Source organism: Curvibacter sp. GW821-FHT09D12, from assembly GCF_059416245.1.
This window is the reverse complement of record NZ_JBWKOU010000004.1, coordinates 291,834-315,413: the sequence shown is the minus strand read 5'-3', so window position 1 is coordinate 315,413 and position 23,580 is coordinate 291,834. Positions and strand designations below refer to the sequence as shown.

The 23,580-nt window shown below is 67.9% G+C and carries 17 protein-coding genes; 6 read left to right on the top strand and 11 right to left on the bottom strand.

Features of this window, described 5'->3' with window-relative positions:
* The first annotated feature begins 241 nt into the window (after nt 1-241).
* Complete coding sequence (locus AC07PT_RS08600) at nt 242-2,257, top strand: choice-of-anchor A family protein (protein WP_494656422.1); 2,016 nt, start codon at nt 242-244, stop codon at nt 2,255-2,257.
* On the opposite strand, the gene AC07PT_RS08595 is transcribed toward AC07PT_RS08600, so the two are convergent.
* The 3 genes from AC07PT_RS08595 to imuA are packed head-to-tail and all read right to left on the bottom strand — an operon-like array spanning nt 2,196 to nt 7,421.
* Nucleotides 2,196-5,363 (bottom strand): error-prone DNA polymerase, encoded by a 3,168-nt coding sequence (locus AC07PT_RS08595; protein ID WP_494656421.1) that lies wholly within the window; start codon nt 5,361-5,363, stop codon nt 2,196-2,198. The genes AC07PT_RS08600 and AC07PT_RS08595 overlap by 62 nt on opposite strands.
* The gene (locus AC07PT_RS08590) at nt 5,360-6,658 is read right to left on the bottom strand and encodes a Y-family DNA polymerase (protein ID WP_494656420.1); all 1,299 of its coding nucleotides are present in this window, start codon (nt 6,656-6,658) and stop codon (nt 5,360-5,362) included. The genes AC07PT_RS08595 and AC07PT_RS08590 overlap by 4 nt, the downstream gene beginning before the upstream one ends.
* A complete protein-coding gene (gene imuA / locus AC07PT_RS08585; protein WP_494656419.1) occupies nt 6,639-7,421 on the bottom strand; it encodes a translesion DNA synthesis-associated protein ImuA in 783 nt (260 codons plus the stop codon). The genes AC07PT_RS08590 and imuA overlap by 20 nt, the downstream gene beginning before the upstream one ends.
* A 222-nt stretch (nt 7,422-7,643) precedes the next feature.
* Between imuA and AC07PT_RS08580 the strand changes: the two genes are divergently transcribed.
* The 3 genes from AC07PT_RS08580 to AC07PT_RS08570 all read left to right on the top strand — a co-directional run bounded on the left by AC07PT_RS08580 (nt 7,644) and on the right by AC07PT_RS08570 (nt 13,571).
* A complete protein-coding gene (locus AC07PT_RS08580; RefSeq protein ID WP_494656418.1) occupies nt 7,644-10,127 on the top strand; it encodes a beta strand repeat-containing protein in 2,484 nt (827 codons plus the stop codon).
* On the top strand, nt 10,124-10,807 hold the full coding sequence (locus AC07PT_RS08575) for an NUDIX domain-containing protein (RefSeq protein ID WP_492346925.1): 684 nt from the start codon (nt 10,124-10,126) through the stop codon (nt 10,805-10,807). The genes AC07PT_RS08580 and AC07PT_RS08575 overlap by 4 nt, the downstream gene beginning before the upstream one ends.
* A 127-nt stretch (nt 10,808-10,934) precedes the next feature.
* Nucleotides 10,935-13,571 (top strand): bifunctional diguanylate cyclase/phosphodiesterase, encoded by a 2,637-nt coding sequence (locus AC07PT_RS08570; protein WP_494656417.1) that lies wholly within the window; start codon nt 10,935-10,937, stop codon nt 13,569-13,571.
* Nucleotides 13,572-13,613: 42 nt separating this feature from the next.
* Here AC07PT_RS08570 and AC07PT_RS08565 read toward each other — a convergent pair whose 3' ends face one another.
* The 4 genes from AC07PT_RS08565 to AC07PT_RS08550 all read right to left on the bottom strand — a co-directional run bounded on the left by AC07PT_RS08565 (nt 13,614) and on the right by AC07PT_RS08550 (nt 17,664).
* Entirely contained in the window at nt 13,614-14,588 is a 975-nt protein-coding gene (locus AC07PT_RS08565; protein WP_494656416.1) for a Bug family tripartite tricarboxylate transporter substrate binding protein, read from the bottom strand.
* A gap of 142 nt (nt 14,589-14,730) precedes the next feature.
* Nucleotides 14,731-14,988 carry a DUF2783 domain-containing protein gene (locus AC07PT_RS08560; RefSeq protein ID WP_492346922.1) on the bottom strand — a complete coding sequence of 86 codons (258 nt, stop codon included), beginning with the start codon at nt 14,986-14,988 and terminating at the stop codon, nt 14,731-14,733.
* A gap of 18 nt (nt 14,989-15,006) precedes the next feature.
* Entirely contained in the window at nt 15,007-16,665 is a 1,659-nt protein-coding gene (locus AC07PT_RS08555) for an FAD-dependent oxidoreductase (RefSeq protein ID WP_494656415.1), read from the bottom strand.
* A gap of 42 nt (nt 16,666-16,707) precedes the next feature.
* Nucleotides 16,708-17,664 (bottom strand): MBL fold metallo-hydrolase, encoded by a 957-nt coding sequence (locus AC07PT_RS08550; protein ID WP_494656414.1) that lies wholly within the window; start codon nt 17,662-17,664, stop codon nt 16,708-16,710.
* Nucleotides 17,665-17,822: 158 nt separating this feature from the next.
* Between AC07PT_RS08550 and AC07PT_RS08545 the strand changes: the two genes are divergently transcribed.
* Nucleotides 17,823-18,623: an IclR family transcriptional regulator gene (locus AC07PT_RS08545; protein ID WP_494656413.1), complete on the top strand. Its 801-nt coding sequence runs from the start codon at nt 17,823-17,825 to the stop codon at nt 18,621-18,623.
* A gap of 9 nt (nt 18,624-18,632) precedes the next feature.
* Here the strand turns inward: AC07PT_RS08545 and AC07PT_RS08540 are convergent, their stop codons facing one another.
* The 4 genes from AC07PT_RS08540 to aptA form a co-directional block, all read right to left on the bottom strand.
* Nucleotides 18,633-20,123: an amidase gene (locus AC07PT_RS08540; RefSeq protein ID WP_494656412.1), complete on the bottom strand. Its 1,491-nt coding sequence runs from the start codon at nt 20,121-20,123 to the stop codon at nt 18,633-18,635.
* A 43-nt stretch (nt 20,124-20,166) separates the two neighbouring features.
* Nucleotides 20,167-20,544 carry a helix-turn-helix domain-containing protein gene (locus AC07PT_RS08535; RefSeq protein WP_492346917.1) on the bottom strand — a complete coding sequence of 126 codons (378 nt, stop codon included), beginning with the start codon at nt 20,542-20,544 and terminating at the stop codon, nt 20,167-20,169.
* 2 nt (nt 20,545-20,546) lie between these two features.
* Nucleotides 20,547-20,864, bottom strand: a complete 318-nt coding sequence (locus AC07PT_RS08530; RefSeq protein ID WP_492346916.1) for a type II toxin-antitoxin system HigB family toxin — start codon at nt 20,862-20,864, stop codon at nt 20,547-20,549.
* 214 nt (nt 20,865-21,078) lie between these two features.
* Entirely contained in the window at nt 21,079-22,452 is a 1,374-nt protein-coding gene (aptA, locus tag AC07PT_RS08525; protein ID WP_494656411.1) for an omega-aminotransferase AptA, read from the bottom strand.
* 111 nt (nt 22,453-22,563) lie between these two features.
* Between aptA and AC07PT_RS08520 the strand changes: the two genes are divergently transcribed.
* Entirely contained in the window at nt 22,564-23,553 is a 990-nt protein-coding gene (locus tag AC07PT_RS08520; protein ID WP_494656410.1) for a LysR family transcriptional regulator, read from the top strand.
* Nucleotides 23,554-23,580: the final 27 nt, after the last annotated feature.

The following is a 23,580-nucleotide window of genomic DNA, read 5'->3' as shown; positions in this document are numbered from 1 at the left end:
CCCAGCCCCCTGATCGACCGGCGCCTCTTCGGCGCCCCCGATCTGTGCAGCCCCTGAGCCTTGCGGCCAGGGGCTTTTTGCTGGGCAAAACCAGGTGCGCCCTCTTGGCGCAGCAGGGCTGCCAGCCCCTGTCCAAAGCACCTGCTGACAAGCCTTGCATCGCGGCAAACAGCCTGCTTATTTGCAACAAAAGCCGTTCGCGTCAGCGACGGAAGATGGTGCAAATGAACGCTGTTCCGCCATGACTTCTGCCCTTTTCCACCCTGGCTTCCGGATCTTGCTCAGCCTGAGCGCCCTGCTCGGCACGTCTTCTCACGCTGGCAGCGGCCTGGGTGCCGAAACCGGCCCTTGTCTGGGCCCCGACTGCCCCAGCCGCTACCAGCCGCCAGCGGCCTGCCGGAAGCTGGGGGCCGAAGGTCGTGACCAGGCCTGGTCGCTGGTGGTCGGTGGCAACTTCCAGGTGCTGAAGGGCAGTGAAACCGAGGGCCGCGTGTTCGTGGCCGGCAATCTGGTGCTGCGCACCCAGGCTTACTACAACCTGGTGCAAGTGGGCGCCGGGGCCTGCGTGGTACCGCCGGACGCGGATCAGGCCAGCAGCCCCCCGCACCTGGTGGTGGGCGGGCAGATCCAGCCCGTGGCGGCCAGCGCCATCCTGGCCGTGGGTCAGCCCAATCTGCGCTCCAACGTCATCGTTGGCGGCTCTAGTGTGGGGGCGGGTCAGGTGCAGGCGCGCGGCGGCGTGCGCTACCAGACGCCCCCACCCGCAGCGCCGGTGGACTTCATCCGCCTGGCCCAGCGCAGCGCCCATTGGGCCACCCTGCCCCCCACCGGCACGGTGCATGGGCAGCATCCGATGGTGCTTCAGGGCGACGGGCAGTCGGCTCTGCAGGTGTTTCATCTGCGGGCCGACCTGCCCAGCGGAGGCCTGCGCCTGAAAGACATCCCGGCGGGCGCCACGGTGCTGATCAACCATCTGGGCACCCAGACCGTCAGCCTGCAGTACTACGACATGAGCGACACCGCGGGTCGCGGCGGCTTTCAGTTCGACACCGAACTCACCCGGCGCATGCTGTGGAACTTTCCTGCGGCCAGCCTGGTGAAACTGGGCGGTGGGGCTCAATGGCAGGGCAGCGTGCTGGTGGCGCAAGGCGCGCTGTACAACGCCTTGCCCGGTCTGAACGGACGGGTGCTGGTGGCAGGCGACCTGACCCAGGATGGCCAGGGCAGCGAATTCCACAACTACGATTTCCAGGGCGACCTGCCCGACCCACCGACCGACGAACAGAACACAACAGATCCAGGCCCGGAAACCCCGACCGAGAGCCCCCCCGAGACACCGACAGAAGCGCCCCCTGAAGAACCGCCCCCGGGGCCGATGCAGGCCGCCCTGAGCATCCAGGTGCGCTACGACGGCGATGCGCTCAAAATCCTGCAAGCGCCGCAACTCCAGATCCGAAGCCAGTGCGATCGTTCGGGCACCCAGTCGGTCAGCTTCACGCCGCCCGCGGTGGGCTGGATCGAAGGTCTGCAGGCCCAGGAGTCGTGCCTGCTGGTGGCCCGCATGGCGCACGCCGCCCAACTGCCACGGGGCTGGCAATTGCGGCTGCCCCCAAGCGGCCAGTGGGTGGGCGACAACCCCAGGGTGATCGCCCCCGACACCAACCCGGTCGAGCTGCTGCTGCCCATCCGACCGGTGCTGAGCGCCACCCTGCGGGTGCAGCCCCGTTACCTGGGCGACAGCCGCGCCATCCAGACCCCTCCCCGCATCGAGTTGAACTTGCGTTGCAGTCACTCCGGCCTGCAGGTGTTGCTCGTGCAAGCCCCTCAGGTCAGTCAAAGTGCGCTGCTGCAGGACGGTGAGACCTGCGAGGTGCTGGCGCAGCAGATCAGCGCGGCCGTGCTCGCACCCGAGCACACCTTGAGCCTGCCTGACACCGGCTGGTGGAGCCCGGGCAGCACGATGGTGGCCGGTGACACGCCCGACCTCATCCCGCTGGACATCCGCATCCTGGGGCCGGCCCCCGACGATGGCCCCCAGCCGCCCACGGAGGACAGGCCATCCACCTTGAACAGCATCCCGCTGCTCGGCCCTTGGGGCTTGCTGGGCCTGGCCTGTGGTCTGGGTTTGCTGGGCGGTGGCAGTTGGGCCGCCCCCCTCATCGCTCGGCGCCAGCGCCGCACGACCGGCGACAAGGTCAGTGAAAGTCGCGACTGCGTGGGCGCATCGTCCCCAGGGTCTGGTCCAGCATCGCATTGAGGTTGTGCAGGCGACGCGCCACCAGGTGGCAGACATCGCCCTCGCGCTGCCACAGCCCGTCCACCGCCATCAGGCGCGAGCCCAGCAAGGCCTCGCGTTGCTCGGCCACCACCGGGGCCCACACGATCACGTTGACCACACCCGTCTCGTCTTCGAGCGTGACAAACACCGTGCCCTTGGCCGTGCCCGGGCGTTGGCGCACCGTGACCAGGCCGCAGGCCTGCACGCGCCGTCGCCCAGGCACCGCCTGCAACTGCTCGGCACTGAAGATGTGGCGCCGAGCCAGTTCGGAGCGCAGCAAGGCCAGCGGATGACGCCCCAGGCTCAAACCCAGGGCCTGGTAGTCCAGGGCCAGGGCTTCGGCCTCGCTGGCCACGGGCAGGGCCAGGGGAGCTTCATGCACCGGCGCGTGCTGCAACAGGCGGGGCGCGCGGTGCAACGCAGCGCTCTGCCACACCTGCTGGCGGCGGTGCCCGGCCAGGCCCTCCAGGGCATTGGCGGCCGCCAGCGCGGCCAGGTCGCCCGCGTCCAGCCCGGCCTCACGGGCCAGGCGCTCCACGCTCAGGGGCTGGCCGCGGCGGCGCAACTGCAGCACACGCCGGGCGGCGGCCTCGCTCAGGCCCTTGACCTGCTGCAGGCCCAAGCGCACCGCAGGCTGGTGCGCCCCAGCCCAGCCCGGGGGCTCCAGGGTACTGAGCCAGTCGCTGTGCAACACATCCACCGGCCGCACCTCCACACCATGGCGGCGTGCGTCCTGCACCAATTGAGAGGGGCCATAAAAGCCCATGGGCTGCGAGTTCAGCAAGGCGGCCAGAAAACAGGCCGGCTCGTGACACTTGATCCAGGCGCTGGCATAGGCCAGCAAGGCAAAGCTGGCCGCATGGCTTTCCGGAAAGCCGTACTCACCAAAACCCTCCATCTGCTTGAAGATCGCTTCGGCAAACTCGGGCGTGTAGCCACGCGCACGCATGCCCTCGAACAGGCGCTCACGCAGGTGGCCGATGCCGCCCTTGCGCTTCCAGGCCGCCATGCTGCGGCGCAGGTGGTCAGCCTCCTCGGCGCTGAAACCGGCCGCGATCATGGCGATCTGCATGACCTGCTCCTGGAAGATGGGCACGCCCTTGGTGCGGCTCAAAGCCACCTCCAGGCCAGGCGGACAAACTTCAGGCTCCAGGCCCTGGCGCCGGCGCAGGTAGGGATGCACCATGCCGCCCTGAATGGGCCCGGGCCGCACGATGGCCACCTGCACCACCAGGTCATAGAACTCACGCGGCCTCAACCTGGGCAACATGCTTTGCTGGGCCCGCGACTCGACCTGGAACACCCCCACCGTGTCGGCCCGGCACAGCATGTCGTAGGTGGGCCCGTCTTCGCCGGGCACATCGGCCAGGCCGAAGGGCCGGCCATGCCACTGCCCCATGAACTGAAAGCTGCGCTGCAACGCGCTGAGCATGCCCAGGGCCAGCACATCGACCTTGAGCAGGCCCACGTCGTCGATGTCGTCCTTGTCCCACTCGATGCAGGTGCGCCCCGCCATGCGGGCATGCACCACGGGCACGGTGGCATCCAGGCGCTCGCCACTCAGCACAAAGCCGCCCGGGTGCTGCGACAGGTGGCGCGGAAAGCCCAGCACCTGCTGCGTCAAGGCCAGCCAGCGCTGCAACAAAGCGACGTCCAGGGGCAACCCCAGGCTCTGCAAACGCGGCTCCAGGTCGGCCGGCGCATCCCACCACTGCTGGTGGCGCGCCAGCACCTCCACCACCGCCGCGGGCACCCCCAAGGCAAAGCCCACATCTCGGATGGCGCTGCGCGCTCGGTAACAGATCACCACCGCCACCAGAGCAGCATGCCCCCGGCCATACTTGCCGTACAGGTACTGGATGACCTCTTCTCGGCGCTGGTGCTCGAAGTCGACATCGATGTCGGGGGGCTCCTTGCGGGCGCGGCTGATGAAACGCTCGAACAACAGGCTGTGGCGGCTCGGATCGATCTCGGTGATGCCCAGGCAGAAGCACACCGCCGAATTGGCGGCCGAGCCCCGGCCCTGGCACAGGATGTGGCGCTGACGGGCAAAGCACACCACATCGTGCACGGTGAGGAAGTACTTCTCATAGCCCAGCTCGTTGATCAAGGCCAGTTCGTGCGCCAGTTGAGCCCGCACCGCCTCGGGCGCCCCCTGGGGGTAGCGGCGCTGCACCCCGGCCTCGACCGCCTGGCGCAGGTGCTGGGCCGGGCTCAAGCCGGTTGGTACCAGGGCCGGCGGGTATTCGTAACGCAGCTCATCCAGGCTGAAGCGGCAGCGGGCGGCCACGCGCACGCTCTCGGCCAGCAGCTCGGGCGGAAACAAGCTGGCCAGGCGCAGCCGGGAGCGCAGATGCGCCTCGGCATTGGCCTGCAGTTCCAGGCCGCACTCGGCCACCGGGCGACGCAGGCGGATCGCGCTGAGCACGTCGTGCAGCGGCTTGTCCGAACGCCGGTGCAGGTGCACATCGCCCACCGCCACCAGGGGCAGGCCGCAGGCGTGGCCCACGGCCTGCAGGGCCTCCAGCCAGCGGGCATCGTCCATGCGCAGCCAGCGGCGCACGGCCAGCCAGGCCCGCCCCGGAAAGCTGGCCGCCAACCCCTGGGCCACCTGGGCCAGAGCCTCGGTCTCAGGGGGCTGATCACGATCGGGGCTCCACAAGGCCAGGCAATCGGCCAGCCGCGCCGGGCTGGCCTGCAGATCGGCCCAGCCCAGCTGGTATTCGCCCTTGGGCTGGCCCGCCCGCACCTGGGTGATCAACTGGCACAGTTGGCCATAACCGCGTCGGTTGCAGGCCAGCAGCACCAGTTGCCCGCCCGGATCACCCAGCGCCGGCTCGGGCGGCAGGCCAAACTGGGCCCCGATGATCAGCTTGAAACCCAGGCGCTTGGCCTCGCCATGGGCGCGCACGACGCCGGCCACCGAGCACTCGTCGGTCAGGGCCAATGCCTCGTAGTCCAGGGCTTGGGCGCGCGCCACCAAGTCTTGCGGCCAGGCCGCGCCGCGCAGAAAACTGAAGTTCGACACGCATTGCAGCTCGGCATAGGCCGGCAGGGGCGAGGCAGGGTGTTCGGGCAGGGTCATCCGAACACCCCGTGCAGAAACCAGTGCGTCGGGCTGCCCTGGTGAGCGTTCAAGGGGCGCACGCGAAACACCCACAGCAAGCCGGCCCGGGCACTGCGGGCAATGAAGTAGTCGCGCAGGGTCAGGTCGGGGTCGGTCGCGCCGGGCCCATCCCACCAGCCGGCCTCCAGCCGTTCAGGGCCGGCCAACAGGGTCAGCGGGCCGCCATACTGCGGACGCTCGCCGACCAGGCGCAGCGGCTCGGGTTCGGGCAGCAACCAGGGGGGCTGCCAGGCGGTGGCGGGCGCTGGCCGAATCGTGGCCGGAGAGGCCGGCCGCTCGATGGCGGGCTGCCAGTGCTGCATGTGCTGAGGCCGGTGGTCGGCCTGCAATCGGCCCGCCAGCACCCGCCCTGGGCCCAGGCGCGCGCTCAGCCGCTCCAGGCAGATCGGCAGGGGCTCGCCCCCGGCCAGGTCCTGGGGCAACAGGCTGGCACTGTCGGGCCCCCAGTGCTGCACCCCCAGCGCCTGCAGGCTCAGGGCCTGCACCGGCGCGGCCAGCGTGAGCCGGGCCAGGTGTTCAGCCAGCAGGCGCTCCAGGTGGGCCACTTCACGCGTGGCTTGGGCCGTGTGCACCACCAGCTCGGCCCCCGGCTCGCACCCCCGGCGCGGGTCATGCCGCCAGGCCAGACGCACCCCGGTCACGCCGCTGTGGCGTGCCGCCAGCCACACGGCCAGAGCCTGCAGCAACTGGCGCGCCCCCCACATCAGGCCTGCCGCCTGCTCCACCAGACTGGGGCAGGCCAGATGCTGCTCGAACTGCTCGGGCAGCACCTGCCAGTCAAACACCTCGGGCCGTTGACCGTGGGCGCGGTCCAGGGCGCCGGACAGATCGGCCCCGAAACGGCGCGCCAGGCCGGCGCGGGGCAAGGCCCGCACCTGGCCCAGGGTCTGGCAACCCAGCTGCTGGAGCAGCTCGGCATGCTGCGCCACCTCGGGCAGCGCCTGCAATGGCAAGGCATCCAGCGCGGCCGCCAGCCGGGCCGCATGACAGCGGCGCAGGCGCCGTTGCCCAGGGGGCAGCGAACGCGCCAGGGCCAGGGCTGCCCAGGCCGTGGGGGCCACACCGATGCGCTGCACGCCCAGGGCACCGGCCTCGGCCATCAGACGGCGCAGCAAGGCCGGCGCCCCCCCGAACAGGCGCAGGCTGGCCTGCACCTCCAGCACCACGGCGCCCTGCAGCCGGGCCACGCGCGGCGTGTAGCCCAGCGCCCACCACGCCAGCGCCGGTCCGGGCTCAGCCAAGGGGTCGGGCAAGAGCGCGATCCACCACATGGCGATCCGGTTTGAAAGGGTTGGGGGATGGGGCCACCGGGGTCTGCGAAGGTGTGTGCGGTGGCGGGTGCGGTGGCGAAGAGGCCGGCCCGGCCCGCAAGGGCGAAGGCCGGGCCGCAGGCAACAGCAAGGTCTGCTCGAGCACCCGGCCACGGCGCTTGAGCACCTGCACCTCCAGTGCGTCGGTCGGGCCGGCGCGCAGGCCCAGGCGCAGCGGTGCGGGCGAGGCCTGCTGCCGAGCCGCCCAGGGGCGCAAGGCCCACAGGCCAGGCGGGCAGGCCTGGCGCCCGGCCTGGGCCGCCAGCTGCAGGCGCCGCAGGCCCTGCGACAGGCCTGATGACAGGCCCTGTGGCAGCCAGACCAGCAAGGCTGCCAGCGCCTGACAGCGCAGGGCCTGCTCGGCGGCCCACAGGCGCTCGGCCGGACTGCTCGCCTGCACCCAGATCAGGGAGCTCAGCGCCAGCCCCTGCCAGGCCAACGCCGGCAAATGCGGCACCAGCGGTGGCCCCACCAGCACCACCGAGCCTTGCTGAGACAGCCGCGCCAGGCTGGGGGCCAGCAAGCGCCACTCACGCCAGCCCGCCTCGGGCTGCAGCACCTCCGTGAGCTGGCCGCAGGGCCAGCCCCCGCCAGGCAGTTCGGCATCCAGCGCGGCAAAACCGCTGGGGCACACCGGTGCTGCGCTGCGCCCCAGGTCGCTGGCGCGCCAAAGGCTGGGAATCGCATCCAGAAGAAGGGCAGACATGGTGAATCGAGGGGGTGACGTTACTTTGGGCTGTTTATTTATACAGTATTTTAACCATCACACGGCAACAGCACAGTCCACCCAGGGGTCTCTGGGTTCGGGTATCGCGGCCCACCGTGACCAAGCCCACACCTGAGGCCCTTGCGGCGGTGTTTCGGCGTGTTACAAACAGTGGGTGATAGACCTCAGACCGACGTCCCATCAACCGAACAAGACAGAAGCATGAACAAGACGACACGCGCCATCAGCCTCCTGGGCCTCATGTGGAGTTCCCTGGCCCTGGTGGCTTGCGGAGGGGGGGGTGGCGGCGGCAGCACCAGCACGCCCATGGTGGACAGCTATGGCGTCACCCAGTCCAGCAGCTTTGATGGGGGCGTGACCAGCGCCGCCGGCATCAACGGGGCCGCCGCCGATGGCACCGTGCTGGCCAATGCGCCCGTCACCATCACCGACAGCGCCGGCCACAGCGTGAGTGCCACCACCAACAGCAACGGCATCTACCATGCCCGCATCGACGGCTTTGTGCCCCCCATGGTCGGGGTGGTGACCAAGCCGGATGGCTCACGCTGGTTTGCCCCCGGCACCACCGCCCCGGTGGCGCGCAGCTTCATCGTGCTGAACCTGACCGGCCTGACCGACAAGCTGGCCTCGGACGTGGTGAGCGCCGCCGGCCAGTCGGGCTCGTCGCGCCTCACCCCGACCCTGCTGGCCGCCAACAGCACCGCGTTGGCCCAGGCCAAGGCCAACCTGAACAGCAACCTCGGCAGCCAGATCACCGCCGCCGGGCTGAGCACCAGCACCTTCGACCCGGTCAGCACCTTGCTGACCAACACTAACACCGGCTACGACCAGTTGCTCAACGGCCTGGCCATCAGCAACACCGCCACCACCCCGACGGTGATCGGCACCCGCTACAGCCTGGGCGGCAGCATCAGCGGCCTGGGCTCGGCCACGGGCCTGAGCCTGAAAAACGGCAACGACACGGTGTTTGTGAGTGCTGGCGCCGCCAACTTCGCCTTCAGCCGCCTGATCGCCCCCGGGGCCAACTACAGCGTGAGCGTGGCCAGCCAGCCCAGCGGCCTGAGCTGCAGCGTGAACAACGGCAGCGGCACCATGGGCGCAGCCGCCCTGACCAATGTGGCCGTGGTGTGCGGCACCAGCGTGGCCAGCCTGGGTGGCAGTGTCAGCGGCCTGGGCACCGCCAGCGGCCTGGTGCTGGCCAATGGCAGCCAGACCGTGAGCGTGCCGGCCAATGCCAGCAGCTTCACCTTCCCCAGCAACCTGACCCTGGGTGCCAGCTACTGGGTGACCGTGCAGACCCAGCCCAATGGTGCCACCTGCGCCGTCAACAACGGAGGTGGCACCGTCACCAGCGTCGCCCCCATCACCTCGGTGCAGGTGCAGTGCGTGCTCAACACCTACCCCTTGAGCGGCAGCGTGAGCGGCCTGAGCACCAGCGGGCTGGTGCTGGGCATCACGGCACAAAGCGTCAACGTGCCAGCCAATGCGGTGAGCTGGAGCTTTCCGGCGGGCGTGGCCGTGGGCGTCAATTACAACGTGGTGGTTCGGGCGCAGCCCGTGGGCGCCACCTGCTCGGTGGCCAATGGCAGCGGCACCATGGGAGCCAGCGCGGTCAACTCGGTGACCGTCAGCTGCAGCAGCGCCAGCTACAGCCTGGGTGGCAGCATCAGCGGCCTCACGGGCAGCGGCCTGGTGTTGAGCGCCCTGGGCCAGAGCCTCACCGTGGCCGCCAATGCCACCCAGTTCACCTTCGCCACGCCCGTGGCCGCAGGCACCGCCTACAACGTGCAGGTGCAGACCCAGCCCTCGGGCCAGACCTGCAGCGTGAGCAACGGCAGCGGCAGCATCACCGGCAGCGCTGTGAGCAACGTCCAGATCAGCTGCAGCAGCAGCGCCACCACCCTGGGTGGCAGCGTCAGCGGCCTCACGGGCAGTGGCCTGGTGGTGGCCAGCAATGGCCAGACCCTGCCGATCCCCGTGCCTGCCACGGGCACCAGCACCACCTTCATCTTCCCGCAGGCACTGGCCTACGGTACGCCCTACGACGTGACAGTGCCCACCCAGCCCACCAACCAGTACTGCAGCGTGGGCAATGGCAAGGGCACCATGGCCGGCTTGAACGTGAGCAATGTGCAACTCAATTGCGGCCCTGGCTCGTTTGCCCTCAGCGGCACGGCCAATGGTCTGCTGGGCCCCCTGACCCTGGTGGTCAGCAGCACCGGAGACACCGCCGCACTGACCGTGGCCAAGCCCGGCTTCAGCTTTGCCACGCTGATCCCGGTGGGCACGCGCTACCGGGTTTATTCGCAGTTCCCGGCCCTGCGCGCCTACGCCTGCAACGCGGCGGACGGCACCCTGCCGCCGGGCGGGGTGTCGCTGGTGTTGAGCTGCTTCACCCAATACGCTCACACGCTGACCGTCAGCGGACTGGCCAGCGGCACCTCGCTGGGCCTGAGCATGACCTTCAGCTACCCCACGGGCAGCTCGCCCGACCAGAGTGACACCATGACCCAGACCTTCACGGCCTCGAACGGCACCCTCACCTACTACCTGCCAGTGGGGGCCAGCTACAGCTACGGCATCACGGCCCAGCCAGCCTCGGGCAGTTGCGCCATCAGTCCGACCGGCACTGGCAGCGGCAGCCAGACCACCAACGGCAGCGCGGTGAAGTTCAGCTGCCAATGAGCTCCCCCGACAAGCGCACCGACAGCAGCACCGACAGCGGGCCGCCCGGTGTGCGCCTGCTCGGCACCCAGGAGCTGGCCAACGACTGGACTCGGCTGAGCAAGACCCGATTTGAGCTGCAGACCCGCGACGGCCGCACCCTGAACACCGCCCGCGAGGTCTACCACCTGGGCGACGGGGCCTCGGTGCTGCTGTACAACCGGGCCCAGGCCACGGTGCTGCTGACGCGCCAGTTCCGCCTGCCGGTGTGGCTCAAAGAAGGGGGCGAAGGACAGTTGATCGAGACCTGCGCCGGCCTGATCGACCCGGCCGACAGCCCCGAGTCGTGCGCCCGCCGCGAAATCGAAGAGGAGATGGGGCTGCGTGTGGAACACCTGCAGCCGGTGTTCCAGGCCTACATGAGCCCGGGCTCGGTGAGCCAGCGGCTGCATCTGTTCTGCGCCGAATACACGCCCGGCAGCGCCGCCACCCAGGGCGGCCTGGCCGAGGAGGGCGAAGACATCGAGGTGCTGGAAATGCCCCTGCAAGAAGCCCTGGACAGGGTCTATGACGGCCGCATCCAGGACGGCAAGACCATCATGCTGCTGCTGCATGCGGCCCTGACAGGCCTTGATGGGCTGATCCAGCGCAGACCGGAGGAGAAAAGCCTGGGTTCACCTCTTGTTAAAAGTTGTGACTGACGTATCGTCTCCAACCAGCCGACCACCTTGAACCGACCCCAGCCCCCTCAACCCGCCCACCCTCGTCTTGCGCCTGATGCTTGAACGGATCTTCAGCCCAGCTTTCAGCCCCGCGCCCTGGCGCAGCATGGCACTGATGATTCTGCTGGTGCTGGGCTTCACCGGTCTCTACACCTGGACCACCTGGCAGCAGGTCAGCAATAGCCTGATCGCTGAGCTGAGCACGGTGACGGAGCTCGGCGAAAAATCAACCGATCATTACTTTCAACTGCTGCATGTCAGCCTGAGCGGGCTGGCCGAGGAACTGCAAGAGTCCCCCACCCCCGAGGGCCAGTACGATCTGGAACGGGTCCGCCGTTACAGTCGCCGGCACCCCGAACTGCTGGACGTGAGCCTGATCCGCCAGGACGGGCAGATGCTGCTCTCGACCCAGGCCGATGCGGGCACCGTCATGCCCTCGCTGGCCACGCGGGACACCTTCATGGAAGCACGCGCCGCCATGATCCGAGGGCAGAACTTTGTGTTCGGACGCCCTGCCCTGGGCACCCTGACACAGCGCTGGATGATCCCGCTGCGCCATGCGCTGCGCGATCGCCAAGGCCGCCTGCAGGCCATGGTGACAGCCTACCTGCCGGCCGAACTGCTGCAGACCTTCTGGCAGAACGCCCCCATCGTGAAGCGGGCCTCGATCGGCATCCTGGGTGATGACGGCTACCTGCGCAGCCGCTACCCCAACCCGGCCAGCGCGAGCATGCAGCAGATCTACGGCCAGCAGCGCCGGGGCGCCCTGTTCCGCGAGTTGCAGGCCCGCCATTTCCCAGCCCAGGGCACGCTGCAGGGCCGCAATGAGATCGGAGGCCAGGACAACCTCAATGTCTACCGCCGCATGAGCCACTACCCGGCCACCCTGTTCGTGACCCTGCCCATGCAGGAGATGCGGGCCGTGTGGTGGAGCAACATGCAGGTGCCCTATTTCCTGATCAGCCTGCTGCTGGTCGGGCTGTTGCTGGTGCAGCGCAGCGCGCAACGCCGCCGGCACGAACTGCTGCGCCAGCAGGAGATGATGCAGCAGGCCAGGGCCCGGCTGGCGGCCATCGTGGAAAGCTCGGACGACGCCATCATCAGCCACGACCTGGATGGACGCCTCGCGTCCTGGAACCCCGGGGCCAGCCGACTGCTGGGCTACACCGAGGCCGAGGCCCTGGGCCAGTCCAGCCAGATCATCGTGCCGCAGGAGCGCCAACTTGAGGAACGCCAGATCCTGGAGCGGGTGCGCCAGGGTGAGCGCGCCGAGCGCATCGAAACGCAGCGCCTGCACCGGGACGGCACGCGCCTGGACATCGAGCTCACGCTGTCACCGCTGACCGACGAAGGCGGCCGCATCACCGGGGTCTCGAACATCATGCGCGACATCTCCGAGCGCAAATCGGCCGAGCAGGCCATCCATGTTCTGGCCTATTTCGACCCCCTGACCGGCCTGCCCAACCGGCGCCAGTTCATGGACCGCCTGAGCCAGACCCTGAGCCAGGCGCAGAGCGGGTTCCAGGTGGGCGCCCTGCTGTTCATCGACCTGGACCACTTCAAGGACGTGAACGATGCCCGTGGCCACGCCGTGGGCGATGCCGTGCTGTGCCATGCCGCGGCCGTGCTGGTGAGCCTGCTGCGCGAAGGCCACCTGGTGGCACGGCTGGGGGGGGACGAGTTCGTGGTGCTGGCCCCGATCCTGAGCAACACCCTGACCGCCGGTGCCAGCGAGGCCATGGCCTTGGCCGAGCGCATCCGCCAACGGCTGGCTCAGCCCTTCGAGCTGGAGCAGCAGCGCTACAGCCTGGGCGCCAGCATCGGCGTGTCCCTGTTCCCCTTCGGTCAGCAGACCCCGGCCGACCTGCTGCGCGAGGCCGACACCGCCATGTACCGCGCCAAGGGTGCCGGGCGCAACCGCATCGCGTTTTTCGAGACCAGCATGCAGGCCGACATCGAGCAACGCCTGGCGCTCGAGAACGACCTGGAAAAAGCCCTGGCCCAGCAACAGATGGTGGTCTACCTGCAACCCCAGTTCGACGCCCGTGGCCAGATCGATGGGGCCGAATTGCTGCTGCGCTGGCAGCACCCCGAGCGCGGCCTGGTGCCGCCCGACCGCTTCATTGCTGCCGCCGAAAAGTCGGGCCAGATCATCGCCCTGGGTGACTGGGTGCTGCAGCAGGCCTGCGAACTGCTGGTGTTGCTGCAGGCGCGCGGCCACGACATCCCGCTGTCGATCAACGTGAGCCCGCGCCAGTTCCGCCAGCCCGATTTGGTGGGCCGGGTGAAAGAGGTGCTGCAACGCACCGGCGCCCCCGCGCACAGCCTGATCTTCGAGGTGACCGAAGGCCTGCTGATCGACGACTTCGAGGAGACCGTGGCCCGCATGCTGGCCCTGGCCCAATTCGGCATCCGCTTCTCGATCGACGACTTTGGCACCGGCTACTCCAGCCTGGCCTACCTCAAGCGCCTGCCGCTGTATGAGTTGAAGATCGACCGCAGCTTTGTCAAGGACACGCCGGAAGACCCCAATGACACGGCCATCGTGCGCATGATCCTGTCCATGGCCAAGCACCTGGGCCTGCGTGTGGTGGCCGAAGGCGTGGAAACCGCCGAGCAGGCCGACTTTCTGCGCCAAAGCCACTGCGACGCCTTGCAGGGCTACCTGTTCGCCCGCCCCGCCCCGGCCTGGCAGTGGCTGGCGGAGCAGGAGCGGCCCATCAAAGACAAGTCACCGGGTTGATGACCGCGTGGCGGCCTCAGGCCGGGCCGCCACTGGCGTGGATCAATCCAGTTTCACCCCCACCTGCTTGATCACGCGGCCCCACTTTTCGCGCTCGGTCTTGGCGTAGCTGGCCATCTGGGCCGGCGTGCCGGGCAGCGGCTCGACACCCAGGGCCTGCAGGCGAGCCTTGACGGTGGTCGAGTTGAGCGCGGTCTGCAAGGCCTTGCTGAGGCTGTTCACCACCTCCGGCGGGGTGCCGGTGGGCACCACCAACCCTTGCCAGGCATAGCCCTCGAAGCCTTTCAGGCCTTGTTCGTTGAAGGTGGGAACGTCGGGCATGGTGGCCACGCGCTGCGGGCTGGCCACGCCGATGGCCTTGAGCTTGCCGCCATTCAGAAAGGGATAGGCGGTGGCGCTGTCCACCCACATGGCAGGCACCTGACCGCCCACCACATCGGTGATGGCCGGGGCCGCGCCGCGGTAAGGCACATGGGTGAGCTTGAGGCCGCTTTGCTCGCGGAACAATTCGCCCACCAGGTGGTGCGGGCTGCCCGGGCCGGCCGACGCCCAGTTCACGCCATCGGTCTGTGCCTTGGCCCAGGCGACAAACTCTTTGTAGTTGCTGACCGGCACCTGGTTGGACACCACCAGGAACATCGGGAAGCGCACCAACAGGCCCACGGGCTGGAAGTCTTTTTCAGCGCTGTAGCTGAGCTTGCTGAACAGGAAGGGATTGGCCGCCAGGGTGGCAAAGTCGGCCGAGAACACCAGATTGCCGTAGTCCTTGGAACGGGCCGCGTACTCAGCAGCGATGTTGGTGCCCGCGCCGGGCTTGTTGTTGATGATGATGGTGCGACCCAGGCTGGTGCCCATGGATTCGGCAATGGTGCGGGCCACCACATCCGAGCCCCCACCGGCGGCGTAGCCCACCACCCATTCCAGGGGTTTGTCATTGGCAGCGGCCAGGGCGGCGCTGCCCAGGGCCAGGCCCAGCCAGGACGTGGCCAGGGCGGTCAGAAAAGTGTTGCGTTGCATGGTGTTGTCTCCGATTCGGGTGTGGTTTTTGGAATGGCTTGTTGTTTTGATGAGGGCACAGTGCCCCCTGCCCCGCCACGGAAGGCAGGCCAGAGAACAGAGGCGTTGCTGAGCGCGCGCTGGGGCGAGGCTGAGCCGGGCCTCAGGCCGCGGCGTGCACCGGGGCCACCGGGGTGATGGCGGCGCGCTCGGGCGCCACCGGCGCCTGGGCCGGCGCGCTGCCGCGGGCCAGCTGCAAAGCATGCTGCAAGGTGTCGGCATCGCCGATGTGGTTGGCCAGCAGCAGCACCAGGCGGGCGTTCATGGCATGGCTTTGCTCGGTGCTGAGGCCCTGGTGGGACTGGATCAGCGCGTCGTAGAAGTCGTCGCAGGCGCCGAGGTTGGCTTGGGTGTTGAGCATGTCGGTGTCTCCAGGGTCTCAGGCAGCGGTGGCCGTCGCGGTCGCGGTGGCCAGGGCGGCGCGCACGGCGGCTTCGGTGGGGGCACGCCAGCGGGCGCTCACGTGCTGGTCAGGGCGGATCAGGTAGGCGGTACCGGGCTGGGCATCCAGGCGCTGGGCCACCAGGCCTTGCGGGTCGAGCAGCTCGTGGCCGATGCCGATGGCCTGCACATGCGGCAGGCCGGCGGCCCAGGCGGGCACGGGGCCGAAGCACAGCAGCGTGAAGTCAGCGCCCAGCTCGCGCAACAGCCAACTGTTCTGACCTTCGGGGCGGCGCACCGGCGCATCGAGCAGCACGGCGCCGGGCACCTGGCGCGGTGCGGCAAACGCATCCCCATCCGGGGTGTTGAGCACTGAGCCCTGCAGCGTGGCCGGCACCGACAGCCGGCCGCTGTTGACCAGGCGGCGGGCAAATTCATGCTCGCGCGCCAGGTCCAGGGTGGCGTCGCGGAACAGCCGGCTGATCTCGCTCTTGGGCGTGATGAAGTCGGTGGCCCGGGTGGAGTTGAGGATGTTCTCGTCGGCCGCGTACTCGCGCTCGGGGCCGTAGGTGGCCAGCAAGGCCTCGCCGGCGCGGCCCTTGAGCATCCAGTCGAGCTTCCAGGCCAGGTTCTCGGTGTCTTGCACGCCGCTGTTGGCACCGCGTGCGCCAAACGGTGAAACGCCGTGCGCGCTGTCACCGGCAAAGATCACCCGGCCGTGCACGAAGCGGTCCATGCGCAGGCAGGCAAAGGTGTAGACGCTGGCCCACTCAAGCTCGAACTGCGCGTCATGCCCCAGCAGGGCGCGCACGCGCGGCAGGATGTTCTCGGGCTTTTTCTCTTCTTCGGGGTCGGCGTCCCAGCCGAGCTGGAAGTCGATGCGCCAGACGTTGTCGGGCTGACGGTGCAGCAGCACGCTCTGGTGCGGGTGAAAGGGCGGATCGAACCAGAACCAGCGTTCGGTCGGAAAGTCGGCCTGCATCTTGACGTCGGCGATCAGGAAGCGGTCCTGGAAGATGCGGCCCTTGCTCTCCAGGCCCAGCATGGCGCGCACCGGCGAACGCGAGCCATCGCAGGCCACCAGCCAGTCGGCATCGAGCTGGTAGGCGCCCTCGGGCGTGTCGATGCTGACCCGTGCACCGTCGGCACGCGGCGCCACGGCCGTGACCTTGTTGTGCCAGCGGATGTCGATCAACGGCAGCTGCAGCGCGCGCTCGACCAGGTAGGCCTCGGCGTAGTACTGCTGCAGGTTGATGAAGGCGGGCTGCAGGTGCCCGTCTTCGGGCAGCAGGTTGAACTGGTAGACCTGCTGATCGTGGAAGAAAACCTTGCCCACGTTCCAGGACACGCCCTTCTCGACCATGCGCGGGGCCACGCCCAGGCGGTCCCAGATCTCGAGCGCCCGCTTGGAAAAGCAGATGGCGCGCGAGCCGATGGACAGGCGGTAGTCGTTGTCGAGCACCACCACCGGCTGGCCGCGCTGGGCCAGGTCGATGGCCAGGCTCAGCCCGGCCGGGCCGGCGCCCACCACCACCACCGGGTGGCGCGCCGGCGTGGCAGCGTCCTGATCGGCACTGCGCCGGTACGGGAACTCGATGGCCTGCACCTCAGGCCCGGTGCCACGCAGGGCTTCGAAAGGAATGTCTTGGGGGTTCATGCGGCTTGTCTCCTCACACCTGGACTCTTGCGGATTGGGGGTTCAGCCTTCCAGCGACTTCCACATCTGCACATCGCGCTCGGCAGTCCAGATGCGGGGGTCGGGAAACTGGGTGGCTTCGTCGTAGGCACGGGTCACGTCAAAAGGCATGCAGTGGTTGAAGATCACCCACTGGCCGTACTTGGGCTGCAGCTTGGCAAAGGTGGCTTCATAGACCTTGCGCAGGTCCTGGCCTGCGGCAGCACCGGCCTTGACGCTCTCGTACAGATCGCTGATGAAGGCCCGAGTGCCGGCCAGGCCAGCCTGCACCTGCTCAGGCGTCTGCAGCGCAGCGCCACGGCCAGGCACCAGCTTCTCGGGCTTCAGCGCGGCGATGTTGTCCAGGGTCTGTGGCCAGTCCTTGAAATAGGCGTCACCGGCGTAGGGGGTGGCGTCGAACTCGACCAGGTCACCCGAGAACAGGATCTTCTCTTGCGGCAGCCAGGCCACGGTGTCGCCCTTGGTGTGGCCGCGGCCCAGTTGCAGGATCTGCACCTCGACGCTGCCCAGCCACAGGGTCATCTTCTTGTTGAAGGTCAGGGTGGGCCAGGTCAGGCCTTCGGGCACGCTTTCGACGTTCTGGAACAGGCGCGGAAAGCGGCCGATCTCGCTGTCCTTGTCGAACTGGCCCCGCTCGACGATCAGGTCACGGGTGTCTTCGCTGGCGATGATGTGCTCGGCGCCATAGGCGCTGGCCCCCAGCACGCGCACCGCGTGGTAGTGGCTCAGCAGCACGTACTTGATGGGCTTGTCGGTCACTTCGCGGATGCGGCGGATCACGTCCTGCGCCATCACCGGCGTGGCCTGGGTGTCGATCACCATCACGGCGTCGTCGCCAATGATGATGCCGGTGTTGGGGTCGCCCTCGGCGGTGTAGGCGTAAGCGTGCTCGGACAGCTTGTCGAAGCTCACCTTCTTCACTTCAAGGTCGGCGGCAGAGGCAAAAGTCTTGGTCGTCATGTCGGTCTCGTGGGTAGGTTGAAATTCAACATAGGCAAATTTGTTCGCCTAAACGGAATTCGTTGATCCTAAGCAAAAAATTCGTTCATGTCTAAGCCATTCGTTTAAGTGAAAACCCTAGCCCTTTCAGACGGCCTGCGAGCAAGCACAATCGGGTCATGAGAAGCACAAGCGAAGAAGAACAAGGCCTGGAGCCCGAATCCGGCCCCCGCGCGCCGCGCGGCATCCAAAGCGTGGAAGTGGGCGGCCAGTTGCTCAAGGTGCTGGCCCACACGGGCCGCCGCATGCCCCTGAAAGACCTGGCCCGCGAGGCCGACATGAGCCCGGCCAAGGCCCACCCCTATCTGGTGAGCTTCGGCAAGCTGGGGCTGATCGAACAAGACGGCGTGAGTGGCCACTACGGCCTGGGGCCTCTGGCCCTGCAACTGGGCCTGATCAGCCTGCAGCAGGTCGACCCGGTGCAACTGGCCAATGCCGAGTTGCCCGCCCTGGCGCAGCGCCTGGGTCACACGGTGTCGGCTTCGGTGTGGGGCGCGCGCGGGCCCACCATCATCCGGGTCGAAGAAGGGCCGACCGCGGTGTATGTGGCCATGCGGCACGGCACCACGGCCTCGGTGCGCCACACGGCCTCGGGCCAGGTGTTTGCGGCCTACCGGCCGCGCCACGACGTGGCCATGGCCCTGGCCAGCGACGGCGACGCCGGCGCCCTGGACGACCCCACCTTTGCCGCCGAACTGGAGCGCGTGCGGCAAACCCGGCTGGGCGTGGTGAACAACCACCTGATCACGGGCATCAGCGCCCTGGCCAGCCCGGTGTTCAATGGCTTTGGTCAGCTGGTGCTGGTGCTGGCCTGCATCGGCCCCAGCGCCACGCTGGACACCGATCTCGACGGGCCGGTGGCCCTGGCCCTCAAGGCCTGCGCCCAGGACTTGAGCCGGCGCCTGGGCGCCACCGGCTAAGGCCGTCTTTCAGTCCGCCAGCAAGGGGCTGCGCACCTTCGAGAAGCCGCCCGCCTGGTCGTAGGCGTGGCCCATCTGCAGCACGGCCCAATCGGCCTGGGCCGGGCCAATGATCTGCAGGCCCACGGGCCAGCGCCCTTGCGGCCCGCCCAGGCCGGCCGGCACGCTGAGGGCCGGCAGCCCACCCATCGTGGCCGCGATCACCACCTCCATCCAGCGGTGGTAGGTGTCCATCGTGCGCCCACCGACTTGCACCGGCCAATGCTGGGCCAGCTCGAACGGAAACACCTGGGCCGAGGGCAGCACCAGGTAATCAAAACGCTCGAACAAGGCCCGCAGCGCCTGGTACCAGGCACTGCGCACCGCACTGGCGCGGAACAGCTGCGGCCCGCTCAAGGCCAGTCCCCGCTCGATCTCCCACACCGCCTCGGGCTTGAGCTGGGCACGGCGCTTGGGGTCCTCATACAAGGGCGCGTAATTGCCGGACACGGTGAAGCTGCGCAGGTCCAGCCAGGCCTGCCAGACACGCTCGAAATCGGCCTGCGGCAAGACCGGCTCGACCACGCAGCCCACCGCCTCGAAATGGCACAGCGCCTGCTCGCACAGTGGCAGCACCCCGGGCTCGGTGGCCAGATGCCCGCCCAGGTCGCCCAGCCAGCCAATGCGCGTGCCCTGGAAATCACGGGCCAGCGAGCCGGCGTAGACCGAAGTGTCCTGCTGCCGCGTCAAAGGCTGGCGCGCATCAAAGCCTGCCTGCACCGACAGCAGCAAGCCCAGGTCGGGCACGTTGCGCGCCATCGGGCCGCTGACGCCAAACTGCTGGAAGAACACCTCGTCGGCCGGCCCCTGCGGCACGCACCCGAAAGACGGCCGGAAACCAAACACATGGTTGAAGGCCGCCGGCGTGCGCAGCGAGCCCATCATGTCGGAGCCATCGGCCACCGGCAACAGGTGCAAGGCCACCGCCGCGCCAGCACCGCCGCTGCTGCCACCGGCCGATCGGGTCGGGTCGTACGCGCCACCGGTGGCGCCATACACGCTGTTGTAGGTGTGGCCGCCCAGGCCGAACTCGGGCGAATTGGTGCGCCCGATGAAGAGGGCGCCCGCTGCACGCATGCGGGCGAACACCTGGGCATCGGTGCGCGTGAGCTGGCCCTTGAACAGGGGAGAGCCCCGGGTGGTGATCAGGCCTGCGGCCGGGGCGATGTCCTTGGGGGCTTGTGGAAAGCCATGCAGCACGCCCAGGCTCTGCCCGCGACCCAGTTGCTCATCGCGCTCACGGGCCTGGGCCAGCAGGCCCTCGGGCTCCAACAGGGCCACGAGAGCATTGACCCGGGGATTGAGGCGCTCGATGTGGGCCAACGTGGCCTGCATCAGCTCGACACACGACAGTTCACGCCGGTGGATGGCCTGCGACAGGGCTACCGCATCGAGGGCCAGAGGGGCCGGCAACACCGGCTGGGGGTGGGTGGGCGCTTGGGGGGTGATTTCAGAGGGCATGGGCTGGGAGCTTAGCCGGGTGCAGCCAGCGCAGCCAGTCCAATCATGCCTCAACAGCCTCTGGTTTGCGGATCAGGACCTCGGCCGGAATGTGCAGCCCCTCACTCAGCCGACGAATCATGTTGAGGGACAACGAGCGCTTGTAGGACAAAACTTCATAGACACGGTTGAGTGAGCCGATGTAGGGCACCAGATCTTTGACCGTCATGCCCGACTGCTCCATGCGGAACTTGATGGCCTCGACGGGGTCGGGAAGATCGATCGGATGCTGCCTGGCCTCGTAGGCTTGTACCAGTGCCCCCAGCACCTCCAATCTCTCCCCGTCGGGTCCGTCGGGCGAGGGGTCCAGGTCGATCAAGGCCGACACTTCCTGCAGCGCCGCGAGGTAATCGGCTTCGGTGCGGATGGCTTTGATTTCCAAGATCAGACTCCTTTGAACTGGTCCACAACGGTAGCGTCAACACGGTCGTATTCAGCGTGGGTTCCGACGAACTTCACGTAGACGTACTGCATTTTGTAGGCGATCGCCACAATCAGGCGGTAGTCATTCCCTTTGATGTTGAAGACGATACGGTTGTTCGCAATGATGCTGGCATTCGCATACTGGCGCTTCACGTCCTGAGGACTGCTCCAATGCGCGGCACGGGCTTCTGCGAGCCACGCCTTCAACGGCCCCTTCGCATCGCGGCAATGAGTTTGCTGCCAGAAGGACTCCAGGTTGCGCAAAGCGACGATGTGCATGCCGCAGAATAGTCCCAAAACGGTACTCTATCAAACACCGTGGAGTCAGTGCACACCGTGAACCAGCGTCAGGAAATTTCCGCCCCCCGCCACAGATACCTCGCGCTCAAAACCTGGCATCCCTCGCAAAACCCAAAAAGCCCGGGCCTGCCCGTCTTTCGACAGGGCAGGCCCGGGCTCGATGTCGTGCGCTGGCGCGAGCTTGCGCCTTGGATCAGGCGGTTTCGGCCAGGGCGTCGCCCAGGGCGTTGATCAGGCGGTCGATCTCGGCCTTTTCGGTGATGAAGGGGGGTGCCAACTGGATGGTGTCGCCACCGTAGCGCACATAGAAGCCCTTCTTCCAGCAGGCCATGGCCACCTCGTAGGGGCGGCGGGCCGGCTCACCGGGCAAGGCCTGCAGCGTGATGCCGGCGGCCAGGCCGTAGTTGCGGATGTCGGCCACGTGCTTGCTGCCCTGGAGGCTGTGCACCGCCTCCTCGAAGTACGGGGCCAGGGTGCGTACGCGGCCCAGCATGTCTTCCTTTTGCAGCACATCGAGCGCGGCCAGGCCAGCGGCACAGGCCACCGGGTGGGCCGAGTAGGTGTAGCCGTGCGGGAACTCAAGCATGTAGTCGGGGCCGCCCACCGCCATGAAGGTGTCGTAGATCTCCTGGGTGGCCAGCACGGCCCCCAGGGGCTGGGCCCCATTGGTGATCTGCTTGGCGCAGTTCAGGATGTCAGGGGTGACGCCAAAGGCCTCGGCCCCGGTGAAGGCGCCGGTGCGGCCAAAACCGGTGATCACTTCATCAAAGATCAACAGGATGTTGTGGGCGGTGCAGATGTCACGCAGGCGCTTCAGATAACCCACGGGCGGGATCACCACGCCGGCCGAACCCGAGAAGGGCTCGACGATGACGGCGGCGATGTTCGACGCATCGTGCAGGGCAATCATGTCGAGCAGGCGGTCGGCCAACTCGGCGCCCGTGGGCGGCATGCCCTTGTAGAACGAGCCGGCGGCCGGCTGGGTGTGCGGCAGGTGGTCGGCTTCGACGCCCTGGCCGAAGATCTTGCGGTTGGCGCCGATGCCGCCCACCGAGATGCCGCCATAGTTCACGCCGTGGTAGCCCTTTTCGCGACCGATCAGGCGGGTCTTGCTGCCCTGCCCCTTGGCACGCCAGTAGGCACGGGCCAGCTTGAGCGACGTGTCGGCCGACTCGGAACCCGAACCGGTGAAGAACACATAGTCGAGGCCGGCCGGGGTCAGCTCCTTGAGGCGGTTGGCCAGGGCGAACGAGCCGGGGTGACCGAACTGGAAGGCCGGCGCGTAGTCGAGCTTGGCGATCTGGCGGCTCACGGCTTCGGTGATTTCGGGACGGCCATGGCCCAGGCCGCTGCACCACAGGCCCGACAGGCCGTCGAAGATCTTGCGGCCATCAGCGTCGGTGAAGTAGGCCCCCTTGGCCTCGACGATGATGCGCGGGTCTTTCTTGAAGCTGCGGTTGGCCGTGTAGGGCATCCAGTGGGCTTCAAGCCACGCGGCATCGGTGCGACCGGCAAAAGAGGTGTCCGGTGCCGGGGTGGCAGAGGGTTCGGCGGCGAGCTGGGTCATGGCGGTCGGGCCACGCGGCGAACGTGGCAGTGTGGGTGAAACAAGTTGCCCATTCTTCATGCCGCCGTTATTCTTGAAAATGGATCAATATCAATACTTACTTCGCAATTTATGCAAGTAAAAAACAACCCACCCCCACCCCCCCCTGCAGCCGAACGCGCCACCAAGAACCGCGCCATCCTGGGCCAGCTCAGCGACATGGACCTGCGCCTGCTGCAGGTGTTCAAGACCGTGGTCGAATGCGGCGGCATGTCGGCCGCCGAACTCGAGCTGAACATCGGCACCTCCACCGTGAGCCGCCATGTGAAAGACCTCGAAACCCGCCTCGGCCTGGTGCTGTGCCGGCGCGGCCGGGCCGGCTTTGCCCTCACCCAGGAGGGCCAGCGGGTGTATGACGAAACCCTGCGCCTGCTGGCCGCCGTGGACGGCTTTCGCAGCAGCGTCGACGACATCCACCACCGCATGGGCGGGCAACTGGAGCTGGCCCTGTTCGACAAGACCGCCAGCAACCCGGCCTCGCGCATCCATGAGGCCATCGCGCTGTTCACCGAGCAGGCCCCCGATGTGAACCTGGTGCTGCGCGTGGCCTCGATCAACACCATCGAGCGCGGCATCATCGACGGCAGCCTGCAGGTGGGCGTGATCCCGGCTCACCGCAGCTCGCCCAGCCTGATGTACGCCGACCTGTTCAACGAAAAAATGCTGCTGTACTGCGGCGCCCGCCACCCCCTGTTCGGGGCCGAGCACAGCGATCTGGACTGGGACAGCCTGCGCCGCTGGCACTTTGCCGGCTTGGGCTACCACTCGCCCAACATGGAGCTGAGCCACCAGGCCCGCCTGTCGCGCCGGGCCACCGGCTTTGACCAGGAGGCCATCGCCACGCTGATCCTGTCGGGCCGCTTTCTGGGCTTTCTGCCCGATCACTATGCCGAGCCCTTCGAACGCCAGGGCCTGATGCAGGCCGTGCAGCCCGAAGCCCTGCACTACGAATGCCAGTTCGTCAGCCTGCTGCGCCGCTCGCCCCAGCCTGGGCGGGCCGCACAGCTGTTTCATGACTGCCTGGTGCGGGCGCATGCCCCAACGACCATGGCCCCAACGTGAGCCAGCACCCGCGTGCAGCGGCGAGAG

Excerpts from the sequence above, each read along its gene's own strand:
- AC07PT_RS08600 (WP_494656422.1), top strand. The coding sequence starts at position 242 with ATGACTTCTGCCCTTTTCCACCCTGGCTTCCGGATCTTGCTCAGCCTG.
- AC07PT_RS08595 (WP_494656421.1), bottom strand. The coding sequence starts at position 5,363 with ATGACCCTGCCCGAACACCCTGCCTCGCCCCTGCCGGCCTATGCCGAG.
- imuA (WP_494656419.1), bottom strand. The coding sequence starts at position 7,421 with ATGTCTGCCCTTCTTCTGGATGCGATTCCCAGCCTTTGGCGCGCCAGC.
- AC07PT_RS08580 (WP_494656418.1), top strand. The coding sequence starts at position 7,644 with ATGAACAAGACGACACGCGCCATCAGCCTCCTGGGCCTCATGTGGAGT.
- AC07PT_RS08575 (WP_492346925.1), top strand. The coding sequence starts at position 10,124 with ATGAGCTCCCCCGACAAGCGCACCGACAGCAGCACCGACAGCGGGCCG.
- AC07PT_RS08570 (WP_494656417.1), top strand. The coding sequence starts at position 10,935 with ATGGCACTGATGATTCTGCTGGTGCTGGGCTTCACCGGTCTCTACACC.
- AC07PT_RS08565 (WP_494656416.1), bottom strand. The coding sequence starts at position 14,588 with ATGCAACGCAACACTTTTCTGACCGCCCTGGCCACGTCCTGGCTGGGC.
- AC07PT_RS08560 (WP_492346922.1), bottom strand. The coding sequence starts at position 14,988 with ATGCTCAACACCCAAGCCAACCTCGGCGCCTGCGACGACTTCTACGAC.
- AC07PT_RS08555 (WP_494656415.1), bottom strand. The coding sequence starts at position 16,665 with ATGAACCCCCAAGACATTCCTTTCGAAGCCCTGCGTGGCACCGGGCCT.
- AC07PT_RS08550 (WP_494656414.1), bottom strand. The coding sequence starts at position 17,664 with ATGACGACCAAGACTTTTGCCTCTGCCGCCGACCTTGAAGTGAAGAAG.
- AC07PT_RS08545 (WP_494656413.1), top strand. The coding sequence starts at position 17,823 with ATGAGAAGCACAAGCGAAGAAGAACAAGGCCTGGAGCCCGAATCCGGC.
- AC07PT_RS08540 (WP_494656412.1), bottom strand. The coding sequence starts at position 20,123 with ATGCCCTCTGAAATCACCCCCCAAGCGCCCACCCACCCCCAGCCGGTG.
- AC07PT_RS08530 (WP_492346916.1), bottom strand. The coding sequence starts at position 20,864 with ATGCACATCGTCGCTTTGCGCAACCTGGAGTCCTTCTGGCAGCAAACT.
- aptA (WP_494656411.1), bottom strand. The coding sequence starts at position 22,452 with ATGACCCAGCTCGCCGCCGAACCCTCTGCCACCCCGGCACCGGACACC.
- AC07PT_RS08520 (WP_494656410.1), top strand. The coding sequence starts at position 22,564 with ATGCAAGTAAAAAACAACCCACCCCCACCCCCCCCTGCAGCCGAACGC.